This is a genomic window from Streptomyces sp. NBC_00400, assembly GCF_036048035.1.
Lineage (GTDB): Bacteria > Actinomycetota > Actinomycetes > Streptomycetales > Streptomycetaceae > Streptomyces.
Genome location: NZ_CP107940.1, coordinates 8,342,947 through 8,359,076, shown reverse-complemented (window position 1 = coordinate 8,359,076; position 16,130 = coordinate 8,342,947). Strand labels below are relative to the sequence as shown.

Sequence of the window (16,130 nt, the reverse complement as noted above, 5' to 3'; positions counted from 1 at the left end):
CCGTCGTGGCGTCAGCCGGCGACGTCGGCAGCCCCCTTTCGCGGTGCGGCCGCCGGGTGCGGAGCCGGGCGGCTGCCAGGCGCCAGGACACGCAGCAGGTTGTCCCGCAGGATGAGTCGTTGGTCGGTGCGGGAGACCCCGGAGAAGACGGTCGGTCCGTGCAGGATTTCGTCGGTCAGGCGTTTCAGCCCGCCGCCCATGCGGCCCAGCGGCCAGTCCGTCCCAAAGATGATCTTGTGGTTGATGCCCGCCCGGAAGAGCCGGTTGAGATGCTCCGGCCAGCTCCGAAGGGTCGGGGTGCTGGCGAACCCGCCGATGTCCAGGTACACGTTGGGCCGGTATGCCGCGAGGTAGCCGCCGGTGTCCACATGGGTCAGCCCCGCGTGCCCCAGGACGAAGTCGACCTGCGGGAAGTCGCGGGCCGCCCGGTCGATCTTGATCGGGTCCGCGGGCTCGTAGTCCAGGCTCGCCGCCGTGGGTCCGGTGTGTACGAACACGGGCAGCGACAAGGCCGCGCAGATCTCGTAGTACGGGTAGAGATCCGGGTCGGAGGGCGAATAGCCGCAGGGCGGATACAGCTTCACCCCGTCCAGGGCATACTCGTCCACCATCTGCGCGAAGGCTCGCACCCCTTCGGGGCCGCGCCGCGGATCGACCCCGATGTAGACCCAGAAGCGATCGGGGTGGCGCTGCCGGATCTCGTGGTGAAGCCGGGCCGCCTCGGAAGGCGGCACGCTTCCGGGCATGCGCAGGCTGAAGTCCGGTACCAGCAGCACCGCCCGTGCGATCCCGGCGGCGTCCATCTCGGCGACCAGCCCGTCGGCCAGGTGGTCCTGGTGCTGGTCGACGTAGCTGCGGGCGATGCGGGCGACCGACGGGGACGCGCCCCTCGCGGAGAGCTTGCTGTGGACGTTGCCCGCGACGTCCTCGACGAACGCCTGGGGGACGAAGTGCGTGGATGCCACGTGGCAGTGGCCGTCGTAGATGGTGGTCATCCGACGCAGTGCCGGACGATGCCCCGGACGGTGACGCCGTCACTGTGGTCGAAGGTGGCGAAGTCGAAGGTCGCGTCGATCTGTTCCTCCAGGTGAGCGATCAGGCCGACGACCGCCATGGAGTCGAGCAGACCGGTGTGGCTGAGGTTGGTGTCCGCGTCGACGACGGTCTGCGTCTCCCCGGCGTTCCAGTCCTCCACCCATGCGATCAGGGACTTTTCCAGTTCCGTGCTGTCCGGCTTCATTTCAGGCCACTCCTGTGCGTCGTTGCGGCATCGTGTGGTGGTGTGCGGTGCCGCTCCCCGGGAGTGGTTCCCGTGGGCTTTCTGCGGCCGGTCAGGCGCAGGCTGTTGCCGCTCATCAGTAGTCGTCGGTCGGGCTCCCGCAGTCCGGCGACGGCTGGGGAACCCTGGGCGAACGCGCCGACCAGACCGCTGAGCGACTCCGACAGCCGGTAGGAGGGCCAGCAGGTACCGAAGAGAATCTTGTGGCAGATCCCCGTGCGGAGGAGCCGGTTCAGGTGCGCCTGCCAGCCGTCCGCGGCCAGGACCGAGTGGAACTGGCTGATGTCCAGGTGCACGTTGGGCCGGTGGGCGCACAGATAGGTCGCCTCGTCGATGTGGGTGACCCCGCCGTGCCCCAGGATGAAGTCGACCTGGGGGAAGTCACGGGCCGCCCGGTCCAGCAGGAGCGGACTGCCGTAGGAGAAGTCCAAGGGCCCCCAGCCGGGACCCGTGTGGGTGAGGACGGGCAGTCCGTAGTGCGCGCACCTCTCGAAGTACGGGTCCAACCGCGCGTCACTGGGTGAGTAACCGCACAGCGGATACAGCTTCAGCCCGGCGAAGCCGTACTCCGTCACGCACCTCTCGAAGAGGTCGATACCGTCCTGGCCGGCTCGCGGGTCGACTCCCCAGAAGACGTGGAAGCGGCCCGGGTGGCGACGGGCGACCCGGTCGTGCCAGGCCGCAAGTTCGGGACGGGACAAGCGGCACCGCGCCACCTGGGAGAAGTCGGGGACGACCAGGAACGCCTGGTCGACGCCCGCCTCGTCCATCTCGGCGACGAGCTTGTCGGCCTCGTCGTCCTGGTGGAGGGCGAGTACGTGGTCCAGGGTGCGGGAGGGTCGCACCCGGTGGCCGTACGAGGCCAGCCGGTGATGGACGTTGGCTGCCTGGTACTCCAAGAAGGCGCGCGGGATGGCCAGTTCGCTGCCCAGCTGTACTTGCGCGTCGACGACGAACGGCCGGTCGGAACTCCCGGTCCCCCTACCGTTGCCGGCAGTTCCGGCCGTCGTCGGCCCGGCCGACTCCCTCACCGGCCCCCCTCGTCCGCTGCGGGCGCGGCGGAGAGCGTGGCGGCGAAGTGCTCCGCCGCACGGGCCCTGCTCAGCTTGAGATTGCCGGTCAGGAAGGCGGGGTCGGAGCGCAGCGGCCGCTCGGAGAAGACCATCGACATCACGCGCTGGTGGGCCGGGAGCGACCCGTTGACCTCCTCGACGCACTTGCGGAGCTGCGTGCGCAGGGCGTCGTTCTTGGGGTCGGTCGGGGTGATGATCGCGCCGAGCCTGGCCGATTGCGAGGTCGGCACCACGATGATCTCGCTGAGGCCCTCGACGGAGACGAACGCACTCTCGATCTCGGCGGGGTGCACCTTGCGCCCGCTGCCGAGCACGATGACGTCCTTCTTGCGGCCGATCAGGGTGAGGTACCCGTCCTCGTCCAGCCGCCCGTAATCGCCGGTCAGGATGGAGCCGTCGGGACGGAAGCAGTCTTCGGGCGTCGAGCCGTCGTCGGTCTCGAAGTAGCCCCGGCTCAGCGGTGCCGGGCGGTTGATGACCACCTCCCCGTCGTCCAGGAAGGTCACCGCGTCCGGGTCGATCAGCTTGCCGACGGAGCCGAGGCGGTAGGCGTCCTGGGTGTTCCAGGCGACCATGCCGGTCTCTGTCAGCCCGTACGCCTCAAGGAGTCGGACATCCTGCTTCCAGTACCCTTCGAGGGTTTCACGCCGGATCGGCGCCATCCCCGTGATCAGGAAGCGTATGCGCCCACCGAGGAAGTCGCCCAGGGTGATGTCCGCGCCGCTCGAGGCACAGAGCTGCAGCGCAGTGTCGTAGAAGACGGGTGGGCCGATCAGGAAGGTCGGCTGCTCCTTGCGCAGGGCCTGGAAAACACGCTGGTAGGGGGCGAGCACCAGATCCGCCCCGAGCCACAGGCAGCAGTAGACTGACAGCCGCTGCTGGTAGTTGGAGAGCGGCAGGAAGATCAGGTGCCGGTCGGCGGCGGTCAGACGGAAGCTGTCGATGAAACGGTTGATGACGTAGTCGGTGCCGCTGCCGCTGATCTGAAGTCCCTTGAGCCGGCCCGATGTGCCCGAGGAGTAGACCAGGCTGTGCACGTCCTCGCGGTCGTACACCTCAGCACTCGGCGGCGCCACGTTCTCCCCGGGGACGCCGTCGGGCCGGATCACGGTGGGCGCCGTGAGCGGTACGGAGTCGTCCGCGATCAACAGTGCCAGGCCGTGCCGGGCGACGAACTCCGAGGGATCGGCCACCTCCGTGGAGTCCGGGAACGCCTTGAGCAGGGCACCGGTGGCCAGTGCCGCGAGGTCCCAGGCCAGCCAGTCGAGGCTGTTGCCCGCCTTGATCCCGATGAGGTGACCCCGCCGCACGCCCGCGGCGGTCAACTGCCCGGCGCGGTCGGCCGCCAGGGCGTGCAGATCGCTGTGCGTCATCTCCCGGCGACTGCCCGAGACGTCGATCGCCGTCACGCGGGCGTCCGTGTGGCCGCCGTACCGGTTCGTGAGGTCGTGCAGGGTCATGCTCACTTCGGGTTCGCCTTTCGTCGCCGCTGTTGCCGCTGTTGCCGTCTGGTCGTTCGGGGCGCTGGCAGGGCTGCCCGGAGGGGGCTGCGCGCGGCTCACACGGTCTCCCGCACGGATCCGAGCGCGGACCGCAGCGCCGCGACGCACTCGGTCAGCGCCCGGCCGGCCAGGAAGCCGATGCGGCCGCCGAGCAGTTCCTCGTACGAGCCGCTGTCGGTGTCCCAGGTGATGCACAGGTGCAGGAGACTGCCGCCGTCGGCGGTGGGCGTGACGGTCGCCTCGCGGCAGAGGGTGCGCCACAGCCAGCCGGCCTCGGCGCTCAGCCGGACCCCCTGGGCGGTGGTCTCCGTACGGTCGGCCCAGACCACGGTGTCCGCCCCGAGCCGTCCGGCGAACTCCGCGTCGTACCCCTTCGGCCCGGTGTCGGCAGTGGCGAACGGATCCAGGATGCGGGGCCGGGCGTGCAGGAGTTCCAGCACCTCATGGGCCGGGTGCGGCAGCGACACGGTGCGGGTGAGCGGGGACAGTTCGGTGCCGGAGCCGTCGGCAGGTCCCTCGCCGACAGCACGTAGATGCGCGTCGGCCTCCGCCAGGAGGGCGTCGAGGACCGACAGGCAGTGGTCGAGCTCGTCCACGGTGATGACCATGGGGGGTTGGACCCGCAGCACCCCCGGGTTGTACAGCGAATACGTGGACGTGATGCCCTCTTCCAGCAGCCGTCCCAGGACGAGACCGGCCAGGGCCTGGTCGTGGAATTCCAGGCCGTGCATCATGCCCACACCGCGGTGCGCTGCTACCACGCCGGGGTGCCGCTCCGCAGCCGCGGTGAGCCGCTGCTCGATCATCCGCGCCCTTTCCCGCACTCCGTCGAGGAAAAGGGGATCCGAGGCGATGGCGACACTCTCCAGACCGACCCGGCACGACAGCGGGTTGCCGCCCAGACTCGACCCGAATGTCGAGGGCAGTTCCCGCAGCACTTTCCACACCTCCTCGGTGCCCAGCACCGCCGAGACGGGCAGCACACCGCCACCGAACGCCTTGCCCACACACACCAGGTCGGGGACGATGCCGAACTGCTCGTAAGCGAAGAAGGTCCCGCACCGCCCGAAGGCCGTCTGCATCTCGTCGAGGATGAGGAGGGCCCCTGCCTCGGTGCACAGCCTGCGCACCTCCCGCAGGTAGTCGGGCGGCGGCACGATCACCCCGGCCTCCGCCTGTACGGGTTCCAGCAGAACCGCGCCGACCGAGTCGTCCAGCGCGGCGGCCAGCTCGGCCGTGTCACCGAAGGTCACCTGCCGGAAGTGCTCCATGAACGGGGCGAGGTGCGCGCGGTGTTCGGGGCGGTTGGAGGCACTGAGGGTGGCGAAGGTCTTGCCGTGGAAGCAGCCGCGGGCGCTGATGACACCGGGGCGGCCGGTCGCGGCACGGGCCAGTTTCAGCGCGTTGTCGATCGTCTCCCCTCCGCCGTTGGCCAGGTACGAGTACGGCAGACGCTGCCCGGTGATCTGCGCGAGCCGCTCGGAGAGCCGTATCTGCACATCCTCGAACATGATCTTGGTGCTGTTGAGCACCCCGGTGTCGAGCTGTTCGCGTACGGCCGCGACGATCCGCGGATGGGAGTAGCCGAAGGACTGGTTGCCGTACTGGTCGAACATCGCGAGGAACGACCGTCCCTCGTCGTCGCTGACGCGGCTCCCCTCCCCCCTGTCCTGGACCTTGCAGCCCATGACGAACGCCATCTTGGCGTAGGTGGGGTGGTTGTGTGCCGCCTTCAGTTCAGCCAGCCGCTGGCGTCGAGTGCGCATATACGGCCTCCTTCGGATCGGCGGACGTGTAGGTGTCGTAGTCGCCGAAGAAGTACTGCAGCAGCCGATTGCCGCGGTGTACGTCCTCGCGCGCCGCCTGTGCGGCTCCGGACACATCCAGGGTCGCCACCAGGCTGAGCGGCGCGCCCTGGAAGCGTTCGTCCGCGTACGGCTCGCCGAGCGCCACGAAGCCGATGTCCTGGTAGAAGCTGCGCAGGCCGCCCGAGTCGTCGACGAAGAAGTCGCCGATGATGTGCGTGGCCCCGTGCGCACGGACGCTGTGGACCAGCGCCTGCCGCATGAGCGCCATGCCGATCTCCTGGTGCCGATGCTTCGGCAGGGTCATCAGGTGGCCGAACTCCACCAGGCGGTTTCCCGGCCGCAGCAGGGAAAGGTCGACGGTGTCGTCGCAGGGCAGCCCCGACGGCGAGTCCGGAACGACCTTGACGGTGCCCACCGGCACGCCGTCGAGGTAGCCGACGATGTATTCGGCCGTCCCGTCGAAGCGGTCGAAGGTGGCTGCCGTGTCGGCCGTGTCGGCGAGCCGGCCCTGGTCCTGCACGTAGACGGCGTCACGCAGCAGGATCACATCGGCTCGCTCGGCCTCTGTCCGGGCTATTCGATAAGTAACATCCACGACCTTCACCCCTTTTGAGATTACTTGCGGAGCAACTTCACGAAAAAGTCGAGATACCCGCTGTGGAAGTAACGGATCCGGTCTCGGACTTCGGTGTGGAGAGCAGGCAGTCGCTCGATCGGAAGATTCGGCATCAAGTGGTGCTCGACGTGGTAGTTGTTGCCATTGGTGAACCACATGGCGATCCGGTTGGAACGTATCGTCCGTGTGTTGGCGAACGGGTCCCGGTTGAGGGTCTCGCACCGGTAGTGCTCGGGCAGTTCGATCACTGCATGCACCGGAGCGGCGACGAGCAGAAGCGGCAGCAACCACACCCAGACGATGACGGCATACCCTGTCCACCAGGTCAGCGCTCCTAACCCGGCAATGACAGCCGCCGCAAGAAAATGGTCCCGCCGGATCCTGCGGGATACCAGGGCGTTCTCATCGGCGAAATCGCGGCCCAGCAGCGAGCGGCCGAGATTCGCGATGAAGAACACGTAGTGGTGGGCCATGGAGAAACGAACGGCCCAGTCGAGGCCGACAGCCAGTCGCGACCGGTCCCCTTTCGCACCGTACTGGTTGCCGTAGTCGAAAAACTCACGGTTCAACGGGGTTCCCAGATCGCGGTGGTGGCGCATGTGGGTGGCCCGGTAGGCGGCGAAGGAGATGAGCATCGGCAGTCCGAGGACGATGCCGGTGACGGTATTCGCCCGGCGGCTGCGATAGGCCAGATTGTGCAGCGTCTCGTGTTGGAGCTCCGCGGCATGCGCGAACATGGCGCCGGTCAGGGCCACTCCGACGATCCGGCACCAGAGCACGGGCTGCAGCGCCAGCGCGACACCCGCCCCGGTGAGGACGACGCACAGTGTCAGTTTGAGAGAGAACACCCAGCCCCGGGGCTCGGTGCGCAGGTGTTTCAGCGTTGCTTTGAGGTCAGCGGCCTCCTGCTGCCGGGATGAACGAGGGACTGTCGTCTCGCCTGCGGACGCGTCCACGCGCCTGCCTCCTTTCCGATCACGACGCAAGGTGTGCAGTGCGGAGGGCACGTTCGGGCAGGGTGTGTTCGTGGCACACCGCCCTCGACCTGGCCTGGTCCGGTTCTGGCCAGGCCTGGTTCGCCGCTCGGCTCTGCTCGGGTCGGCGCGTGGTCAGCCCGACAACGCACGGGACCGCTCGGGCCCGGGGCACAGCGCGTGGAGCGGCGTGTGCGGACCGGCCTTCTCGATCGCATCGAACATCGACAGCAGCCCGGCCAGATGCGCCTCGGTCTCCGGTGCGCTGTAGAGGTCGGGGTGGGTGTCGAGGATGAGTTCCATGGTCCCGTCGGACGCGATCTGGATCAGGTACAACGTCATGTCGACGGTGAGGGGGATCGAAACCGTGTGCTGGATCGCCGGGACTCCCGCGAAGTCCAGCCGGTGGTCGAACAGCATGACGTTGACCATGGCGGCCCACAGCCGTCCGCTGCCGCCCCGTTCGGTGATCTCCCGTGACAACTCTGCTGTGGGATAGCGCGAGTGCAACAGAAGTTCACGTACTTCGCGCGAGACGCGTTGGGCGTGACCGGCCAGGGACGATCCGTCGTCAAAGGGGACCCGCAGCGGCAGGATGTTCGTCGCCATGCCGACGGCGTTGCGCACCTGCGGACTCAGCCGGCCGGCTGTCGGCAGCCCGAGGAGCACTTCAGGCACCTGGACCGTGCTGCCCACGTACGCGGCCATCGCGCTGATGGCCAGATCGGACCAGGTCACGCCCAGGCCGTCCGCCACCTCCCCCAGGCGGGCGACCCGGTCGGGCGCCAGCTCGTGCCGAAGCCGCCGGCCTGCGGCGACTTGGGCCCGGCGACGGGACGGTCCGACGGGCTCCGGGCGGTCCGCCAGCTTGCTGTGCCAGTGTGCTCGATCTGCGAGGGAACGTTTCTGCCAGTACGCGGCCTCGTGCTCCTGCAGCCGCTCGAACGGCTGGAGCATCCCCTTCTCGTAACTCCGCCCCTCCGACAGGGCGCTGTAGACGGCCGCCATCCGGTTGAAGATCAGCGCGAGGCTCCAGCCGTCGACGACGGCGTGGTGGACCTTCCAGTACAGCAGGAAACAGTCGTCCGCCGTTTTGATAACGGCAGCACCGCACAGCCTCAGCGGATCCACCGGCCGGTGGACGTCCTCCGCCATCCACGCCGCAGCCGCCGCAGCCGGATCGCTCCGTGCACTCAGGTCGACCCATTGCAAGGGAGTAGGGTCCGGGTGCACGAATTGGCGGTGTTCGCCTTCCACCGTGATGATGCCCAGACGCAGCGCGTCGGCTTCGCGCTCGACCTGCAGATGTGCGGCACGCAGGATATCCGGGTCCACTGGACCGCGGATTTCCAAATAGTCACAGATGAAGAAGACGGGATTGGTGAGGTCGTCGATCTGTGCATTCCAGGTTCTCAACTGTGCGGGGAGCAGCGGAAAGTGTCCCCCGTGAGATGCATGCACCGTGCGTCCCTTCTCTGATGTGGGGCAAACCGAAATACGCAGAAGCGAGTGAGGAGAAAATTGACTGGATGCACTCGTTAATGGTCACGCTCGATAGTCGGCCGGCGGGACAGAACAGATATCCGGCATGGATGTCATGCCGACGGCCATGGCTGGTAGTCGGTGCCCGGTAAACACTGTGAACAGTCCGAATGCCGACCGCCTTGCAGCCCGAAAATGATGTTCATCAGTCGACCGGGGAGACGCTACACGCGCAACGAGACGGCCTCAAGGATCAAGGAATATCCCTGATTGTGATCAAGACAGGCTGTGATACGGCTGAATTTGCTCACCGTGCACCCGGGGGATTACGGAAGATCCGCTGGTCACGGGAACGCCGATGCCGGATTGGCCAGAGTGAACGGTGTGGTCCAATCCGCCTCGTGTGGCCGGTGGTTGGGACGTCCCGCCCGCCCAGGGGCAGCTGACGGCCGGGGTGACACGGCTGGTAGCAGCGGCGGGAGCGGGGCCGGCGGCGTCTACCGGGGGACTTCGTCACCAGCTCACCGGCCGGCGATGAGCTGGCCAGTTCCGTCAAGGCCATCTTGACAGTGGATCCGAGGCGCGGCGCGAGCACGAGTGGGCCACAGCCAAGCGTTACCGGCTTGCTCATCATCGCCCGCGTGGACGAGCTGGGCTGCGCCCACAGCTCTTCGACGACTTCGACGAATTGCGCGGATCGTTTCCCTCATCCCGCCAGGCTCACAAGGCCGGGCGTTTCGGCGAGAAGTACCGGTGGCTCGCCCTCCATGAACTGATGGCGCGCCTCGCCAACCACCACCACGTACGCCGGGCCTTCGCCCACGAGCCGCCTGTCCACGACCGCGTCCACCCGTTGCTGCTCGGCATTGACCCAACGCTCCCTCCATCAGTGCTCCCGGGCGGGCATCCCCACGCGTCCGTGAGAGCGCGCCGCATAGACTCCCCCTGCCGGCTCGTCCGCCGCCCCCACCCGCAGAAAGGTGCCGCCCCGCCGTGCCCGAGCAGTCCGTGTCCGTCCCCGCCCGCGGCGGCGCTCGCTCCCCCGCCTTCACCGGCGACGTCATACGCGCCGCCCCGCACCTCCAGCCCAGGCCCGGCGCTTTCCCGGCCCCACCCGCCAAAGGACAACCCCACCCGTGAAGAAGAGCGCGATAGCCGGCGGCTGCATACTCGGCCTTCTCGTGATCGCCGGCGCCTACCAGGGCAGCACCGCTTCCACCGACCCGCTGACCCTCGCCGAATACGAGAAGCTCAAGGCCGGAAGCAGCGAGAAGACCTTGTTCACCTACGCCAGCACCTGCCAGCGGGAAAGCGAGAAGCCCGCCAAGGGCTACCCCCTCACCTGGACGTGCTACGGCGCCGACGGAAGCAGCAGCGCGGTGTTCTTCTATTCCGAGGGTGTGCTGTTCAGCAAGGCCCAGACCGGGCTCACTTAGCCCGGATCCACCGAGCGTGTGATGCGATGGCGCGGCCTCGTGCCCACAAGTTCAGGAGCAGGAAGCCGGTCCGTCCCCCGGCGCCCCAAGCCGGTACACCCCCGGCGTCAGCCGATCGGCTGACGCGCTGCGGCCCCCGCCGCTCGACGGGGGCCGCAATGCCTGGTTCTTCAGCGAAGCCGGGAGGGGCGATCGGGGGTCACTTGCCCGACGTCTCCGCCAGCCGGAAGGGTCCCGCGGCGCCCGGGCCGAACATCACCGGCAGGTTGCGCCCCAGCGGCACCACCACGACCGGCTCATCGCGGTACTCCCTCAGAAAGTTCTCCAGGGGCTCCCAGATGAGACTCCGGTAGGCCGTCTCGCTTCGTTGGGGTTCGAAGGACAGGGTCAGCGCAGAGTCCATTACGGTGACGCTCACGGCGTCCACTTCCAGCCACTCTCCGCCGATCCAGGCTTCGAGCCTCACGTATGACATGACGCAAGGGTGCCTTGCACCTCGTGCCGCCCGCAAACCAGCCCCCGCGTGAGACCTCCGCCCGGCTGTCCGGACGACGGTCGCGACAGCGCCCTGCAGGAGTGTCCGGGGCAGTCGACGGCGCGAGCCGGGCGGGGCTCCGCCGAGCAAGACCCGCCGTGCGGGGCTCGCCAGGCAAGGCACACCGCCCCGGACTCGCCGCCCCCCACACACCGGGCACGACTCCCCGGGCAGGACTCGCCGCCCAGGGCTCACCGGACGGACCGGCGTGAAGAGCGGGCGCTACGGTCGTACCCCGTCCTCCGTCAGTGGCGACCGGACCGTTGCGGGGACGAACTCCACGGCCGCCACCTGCTCTCGTGAACCGCGGTCCAGCAGAACCACCGATCTCGCCTCCGGCACCGGGTCGGCGGCCGGGTTCGCCGACGGTGCGGACTGCTTCGGGAGCCTGACGGTGTGTGGGGACGGAGCGTCATCGGCTTCACCGGCGGCAGCTCGTGGGGCAGGCAACGGTGCCGCGCCGCGGCCGGACAACGCCCCGAGCAACCGGTCGAGGCCTCTGCGATGCCGGACGAAGGCGCGGCGCGGGGCCCACCGGCCGCGGGCCTGCTGCCCCGACAACGCCTCGGCCACCCCTACGTCCAGCAGCACCAGGTGCAGTTCGCGCCCCTGCCGTCCGGCGCTTCTGGCCAGCCACCGGCGCATCCACGGCCGGCCACCGCAATCGTGGACGAGCAACGCCTCGCCGGCGCGTACCGCCACACGCAGCCACCGGAAGTACTTCCACCGCGCCCAAGGGCGGTACACCGCATACGGCAACCGGGCCGGCATCACCGCCTCGCAGGCGAGATGCACGGTGCGCGGGTCGGCAACGGACGCGGCCTCGGACCAACGTCGCAGCAAGGTGCTCTTGCCGCTCCCCGGCAGTCCGGAGACCACCACCACCGCCCCCGGTGGATACGACAACAGGGCCGGCACGTCTCCCGGGCCCCGCAGATCCACCAGTCCGCGCGGCCGCAGCGTCAACCCCCCGTGCGGATCAACGGACTTCTCCGTTGCACCCGGCCAGACCGAATTACCCACTACGCGTCCTTTGGCCTCACTGGTTCTCCCCCACCTTCTGCGACGAGCGATCTTCACACACGGCTCAAGGACTACAAAGCCGGGACGCTTTGTACCGGTTGCTGCCGGCCCGCCGTGGCGATGCCGCCGACCGGGTCCGCCGGCTCGTCTGCTGTCGTCCTGAGGGCCTGCTCAGCGTGCCGGCGAGGTGGACGGCGGGCGCGGGTGCGCGCGCAGAACGCCGTACACGGACCAGGCCACGGAGACCAGTGGTACGGCGACGACCGCTCCGGGCACGCCCGCCGTGACGCTGCCGCAGATGACCGAGAGCGCCACCACCACCGGATGCAGACGGACGGCCCGGCTCATCACGAGGGGATGCAGCACATGGCCTTCGATCTGTCCGATGGCCACGATCAGCAGCACCACGGCCACGGCCACCAGCGGCCCCTTGGCGGCCAGCGCCACGACGGCGGCCACGGCCAGCGCGATGGGCGAACCCACCAGCGGGATGAAGGCGGCGAAGAACTCCAGCACGGCCAGCGGAACGGCGAGGGGAACGCCCAGGACGAAGAGCGTCACCCCCACCAGCACCGCATTGATCGCGGCCACCACCACGATGCCGCGGGTGTACCCGGTGAAGGTCACCCACGCGGCACGCCCCGCCAGACGCACGGGATGCCGCCCGCGCCCCGGCAGCTGACCGCCGAACCAGCCCCACATCCGGTCGCCCGAATGCAGAAAGAACACCGCGCAGAACAGCGCCAGCACGCCCACCGTCAGAACTTCCACCAGCTGGCCCACCCCGCTGAGCGCGGTGCTGATCAGACTCGTGCGATGGCTCGACACAAAGCGTGACACCCGCGCCTGCACATCCGAGAGCGTCCCCGCGCGCAGGTGGAACGGCGGGCCTTCGAGCCACCGCTCGATCCGCGCCACACCGCCGACGAACTCCCGGCGCAGTCCCTCCCACTCACCCGCGACATTCGCCCCGATCAGACTCAGAATGCCGAAGAGGAGCACGATGCCGAGCAGCAGGCCGCCCGCGACCGCCACGGACCGCGGCATCCAGCGGTTCAGCAGACTGACCAACGGCTCCAGAAGAGCCGTCAGCACCAAGGCCAGGAACACCGCCAGCGTCACCAGCTGGAACCGCCCCAGCGCCGCAAAGACCGCGTAGACGGCGGCCCCCACGATGATCAGGCGCCACCCGTAGGCCGCCGCCACCCGCAGCGACGGCGAGACCTCGGCCTCCGCGCCGGGACCGCGATCGGGCAGGCCCCCGACCGACCAGCGGATGCCTATGACGCGCGCCCCGCGGGCCAGGCGCCGCGCGCTGTTCCTGCGGCGCTGCGCCGTGACCCCGTGGGCAGCGGGGTCACGCCCGCGATACCTGCCGGATCGGTTCCGCACTTGGCCGCCACCACCTCCCTCCCCTCCCGTGCCCAGGGCCGGAAGAGGGACGTCTGCCGCACGAGGGACGGCACCCGCCCTCCGCGCATACCCCAACGTGGTATCACCGCGAGCGGACCTTCGAACGTGAGCGGGGCTGCATTCCCCCAAAGGCACGCGGCAGGGAAAGGGGTTCCGGGGCGGAGGGATCACGCCGGGAGAAGCCGAGGGTTCACACCGGGAGAAGCCGAGGGTTCACACCGGGAGAAGCCGAGGGTTCACGCTGGGAGAAGAGGCAGCCCTGCAGGGGGCAGCCCTGCAGGGGGCACTTCCGCGGAGGGCACCTGAGGGCACCTCCGCTCCCCCGCTGCCGGAGCGGGCGCAAAAAAACTGCCGTCCGGTCGTGCTCCGGTGTCGATCCGCGAAGAGGCCGTTCGTACAGAGGGTGAGACGCCGGCACAGGGCCGGAAGAATCGGCCAAGGAGGCACACCATGACGCACTACCTGCTCAGCATCTACCAGCCCGACGGGGACGGGACCCCGCCGCCGCCGGAGTTCCTGGAGCCGATCATGCGGGACGTCGAGGCCCTGAAGGCCGAGCTCAGGGCGGCCGGCGCCTGGGTGTTCTCCGGGGGCCTGCACGCGCCGAGCACGGCCACCGTGGTGCGGCAGAAGGACAACGACATGCTCACGACCGACGGGCCGTACATCGAGGGCAAGGAGCACATCGGTGGCTTTACCGTCATCCAGGCCCCCGATCTCGATGCCGCACTCGCATGGGGTCGCAAGCTCGCCCGCGCCACCACCCTCCCGATCGAGGTCAGGCCGCTGCAGGACGGATCCTGCGGGTGACATCCGGCAGGCCGGGGGCGACCGCGGCGGACATCTCCGGCGTGTTCCGCGAGGAGTACGGCCGTGCGGTCGCCGTCCTGGTCCGCGTCTTCGGTGACCTCGACGTCGCCGAGGAAGCGGTCCAGGACGCGTTCACCACGGCGGCCGAGCGCTGGCCGTCCACCGGGCTGCCCCCGAGCCCGGCGGGATGGATCATCACCACCGCCCGCAACCGGGCGATCGACCGCCTGCGCCGGGAAGCGTCCCGCGACGACCGGCAGGCCCAGGCCGCTCTGCTGCACGCCGGGGACGCACCGGCCGAGGAGGGACCCGTGCGCGACGACCGGCTACGCCTGATCTTCACCTGCTGCCACCCCGCGCTCGCCCCCGCCGCCCGGGTCGCCCTGACCCTCCGGCTCCTCGGCGGGCTGACCACCGCCGAGATCGCCCGCGCCTTCCTGGTCGCCGAGCCGGCCATGGCGCAGCGGATCGTCCGGGCCAAAGGCAAGATCCGCGACGCCCGCATCCCCTACCGGGTCCCTGCCGATGCCGATCTCCCCGACCGTCTCCGGGCCGTACTGGCCGTCCTCTACCTCATCTTCAACGAGGGCTACACGGCCAGCTCGGGTGAGGCGCTGGTCCGCGACGACCTGTGCAGGGAGGCGATCCGTCTCGGCCGGCTGCTCACCGAGCTCATGCCCGACGAGCCCGAGGCCACGGGGCTGCTCGCCCTCATGCTGCTGACGGCATCGCGCCGCGCCGCCCGTACGGGCCCGGACGGCACCCTCGTCCTGCTGGCCAACCAGGACCGCCGTCGCTGGGACCGCGGTCTGATCGCCGAGGGCCACACCCTCGTCCGGCGGTGCCTGCGACGCAATCAACCGGGCCCCTACCAGATCCAGGCGGCGATCCAGGCCGTTCACAGCGACGCACCGACCGCGGCACTCACCGACTGGCGGCAGGTGCTTCAGCTGTACGACCAGTTGCTCTCCTTCGACCCGAGCCCCGTCGTAGCTCTTCACCGCGCGGTCGCGGTGGCCGAGGTCGAGGGGCCCGAGCAGGCACTCGCCCTCGTCGGCAGCCTGCAGCTCGACCGCTATTACCTGTTCCACGCCGTCCGTGCCGACCTGCTCCGTCGCCTCGGCCGGGATGCCGAGGCGGCCCTGGCGTACGAGGAGGCGATCGCCCGCACCGAGAACGCGGCGGAGCGTGACTTCCTGCGGCGCAGTCGTCAAGCCCTCCCCGGGGAGGGCCAGGCCCGGCGGTGAAGGAGGCGGCCCGGCTGCCACGGCAGGCAGAGCGACGGAGGGGCCGAGGGGCGACGGACCGCTCTGGAGTGGCCCGTCATGCCGAGGCGGCGGCCAGGGACGGGAGCGAGGTGGGCGGCGCAGGGGCGGTGGCGTCCAGGATCTGGCAGGCGTCCGCATCGTGGTGGGCGAGGACGGCGCTGAGGGCTTCGTCCGCCTGGCCGTGCGGCTGGGTGTCCGGCAGAACGGTGATCGACAGATGGCGCAGGAGCTCGGTATGGGCGGCCAGGACCTGACGGGTACGGGTATCGGAGAGGTCGGTGAGCAGCAGGCGGGCCGCGGTGTTGGCGGCACGCAGGCGGGGTTGGTGGATGCGCCGGTGGGAGCGGGGTAGGGCGCGCCAGGCGGTGTTGGCCACGGTCACCAGGCGCCAGATCTCGTTCTCGGCGGGTTCGGTGTCGTAGAACCGCAGGCCGTAGCGGCTCACCAGCCAGTAGGAGGCCGCCAGGACGAGAGCGGTGACGGTGTCGAAGGCCAGCCAGAGCTGCAGCAGCGGGGGCCGCCCGCAGGCCGCTTGTGCCACCAGGGCTGCGCCGGCCCCGCCGGCTCCGAACAGCAGCACCCCGGCGAGCAGAAGGAGAAGGGTGGCCGGAAGGGCACCGATCCCGTTGTCACTGTCAAGACGCGCCATGCCCTTCCAATGGGGCGCCAGATAGCGGGCGTAACGGGCCGGCTTGGGGGCGGGCTCGATCAAGGCGATGCGTCCGGCCCAGCTGACGCTCTTCGGTCCGTTCATCGTTTTGGTACCCGAGAGGGGGCTGCTACAGGGAATCATGTGAGCGACAACGAGCCGTGAGGGAAAACGCGACAGGCGGGGCGGAGGTTTAGGCGGCAGATTCCTCCCACCGGCCGGGCGCGCGACGCAGCGACCGGAATGCGCCGGTGGAACACCT

15 protein-coding genes are annotated in these 16,130 nt (G+C 69.4%); 3 read left to right on the top strand and 12 right to left on the bottom strand.

Features of this window, described 5'->3' with window-relative positions; all coding sequences use genetic code 11:
- Positions 1-11: 11 nt before the first annotated feature.
- The 8 genes from OHS81_RS36745 to OHS81_RS36710 form a co-directional block, all read right to left on the bottom strand.
- Positions 12-995 carry an amidohydrolase family protein gene (locus OHS81_RS36745; protein ID WP_328390616.1) on the bottom strand — a complete coding sequence of 328 codons (984 nt, stop codon included), beginning with the start codon at positions 993-995 and terminating at the stop codon, positions 12-14.
- The gene (locus OHS81_RS36740) at positions 992-1,240 is read right to left on the bottom strand and encodes a phosphopantetheine-binding protein (protein WP_328390614.1); all 249 of its coding nucleotides are present in this window, start codon (positions 1,238-1,240) and stop codon (positions 992-994) included. Before OHS81_RS36740 ends, OHS81_RS36745 begins: the two co-directional genes overlap by 4 nt.
- Positions 1,237-2,310, bottom strand: a complete 1,074-nt coding sequence (locus OHS81_RS36735) for an amidohydrolase family protein (RefSeq protein ID WP_328390612.1) — start codon at positions 2,308-2,310, stop codon at positions 1,237-1,239. The genes OHS81_RS36740 and OHS81_RS36735 overlap by 4 nt, the downstream gene beginning before the upstream one ends.
- Positions 2,307-3,812, bottom strand: a complete 1,506-nt coding sequence (locus OHS81_RS36730) for an AMP-binding protein (RefSeq protein ID WP_328391692.1) — start codon at positions 3,810-3,812, stop codon at positions 2,307-2,309. Before OHS81_RS36730 ends, OHS81_RS36735 begins: the two co-directional genes overlap by 4 nt.
- Before the next feature lie 98 nt (positions 3,813-3,910).
- Positions 3,911-5,620 carry an aspartate aminotransferase family protein gene (locus tag OHS81_RS36725; protein ID WP_328390610.1) on the bottom strand — a complete coding sequence of 570 codons (1,710 nt, stop codon included), beginning with the start codon at positions 5,618-5,620 and terminating at the stop codon, positions 3,911-3,913.
- Positions 5,592-6,257: a GNAT family N-acetyltransferase gene (locus OHS81_RS36720; protein WP_328390608.1), complete on the bottom strand. Its 666-nt coding sequence runs from the start codon at positions 6,255-6,257 to the stop codon at positions 5,592-5,594. The genes OHS81_RS36725 and OHS81_RS36720 overlap by 29 nt, the downstream gene beginning before the upstream one ends.
- A gap of 20 nt (positions 6,258-6,277) precedes the next feature.
- Positions 6,278-7,234: a fatty acid desaturase family protein gene (locus OHS81_RS36715; protein WP_328390606.1), complete on the bottom strand. Its 957-nt coding sequence runs from the start codon at positions 7,232-7,234 to the stop codon at positions 6,278-6,280.
- A gap of 153 nt (positions 7,235-7,387) precedes the next feature.
- Positions 7,388-8,713 carry a condensation domain-containing protein gene (locus OHS81_RS36710; protein WP_328390604.1) on the bottom strand — a complete coding sequence of 442 codons (1,326 nt, stop codon included), beginning with the start codon at positions 8,711-8,713 and terminating at the stop codon, positions 7,388-7,390.
- A gap of 1,157 nt (positions 8,714-9,870) precedes the next feature.
- Here OHS81_RS36710 and OHS81_RS36705 point away from each other — a divergent pair.
- Positions 9,871-10,170: a hypothetical protein gene (locus tag OHS81_RS36705; RefSeq protein ID WP_328390602.1), complete on the top strand. Its 300-nt coding sequence runs from the start codon at positions 9,871-9,873 to the stop codon at positions 10,168-10,170.
- 199 nt (positions 10,171-10,369) lie between these two features.
- Here the strand turns inward: OHS81_RS36705 and OHS81_RS36700 are convergent, their stop codons facing one another.
- The 3 genes from OHS81_RS36700 to OHS81_RS36690 form a co-directional block, all read right to left on the bottom strand.
- Positions 10,370-10,645, bottom strand: coding sequence for a hypothetical protein (locus OHS81_RS36700; protein WP_328390600.1), 276 nt, complete (start codon positions 10,643-10,645; stop codon positions 10,370-10,372).
- Positions 10,646-10,927: 282 nt separating this feature from the next.
- Positions 10,928-11,728 (bottom strand): AAA family ATPase, encoded by an 801-nt coding sequence (locus OHS81_RS36695; RefSeq protein ID WP_328390598.1) that lies wholly within the window; start codon positions 11,726-11,728, stop codon positions 10,928-10,930.
- Between the two features lie 171 nt (positions 11,729-11,899).
- Entirely contained in the window at positions 11,900-13,120 is a 1,221-nt protein-coding gene (locus tag OHS81_RS36690) for an AI-2E family transporter (protein WP_328390596.1), read from the bottom strand.
- 471 nt (positions 13,121-13,591) lie between these two features.
- Between OHS81_RS36690 and OHS81_RS36685 the strand changes: the two genes are divergently transcribed.
- The gene (locus tag OHS81_RS36685; RefSeq protein ID WP_328390594.1) at positions 13,592-13,951 is read left to right on the top strand and encodes a YciI family protein; all 360 of its coding nucleotides are present in this window, start codon (positions 13,592-13,594) and stop codon (positions 13,949-13,951) included.
- Positions 13,948-15,198: an RNA polymerase sigma factor gene (locus tag OHS81_RS36680; protein WP_328390592.1), complete on the top strand. Its 1,251-nt coding sequence runs from the start codon at positions 13,948-13,950 to the stop codon at positions 15,196-15,198. The genes OHS81_RS36685 and OHS81_RS36680 overlap by 4 nt, the downstream gene beginning before the upstream one ends.
- 76 nt (positions 15,199-15,274) lie before the next feature.
- Here the strand turns inward: OHS81_RS36680 and OHS81_RS36675 are convergent, their stop codons facing one another.
- Positions 15,275-15,973: a hypothetical protein gene (locus tag OHS81_RS36675; protein ID WP_328390590.1), complete on the bottom strand. Its 699-nt coding sequence runs from the start codon at positions 15,971-15,973 to the stop codon at positions 15,275-15,277.
- Positions 15,974-16,130: the final 157 nt, after the last annotated feature.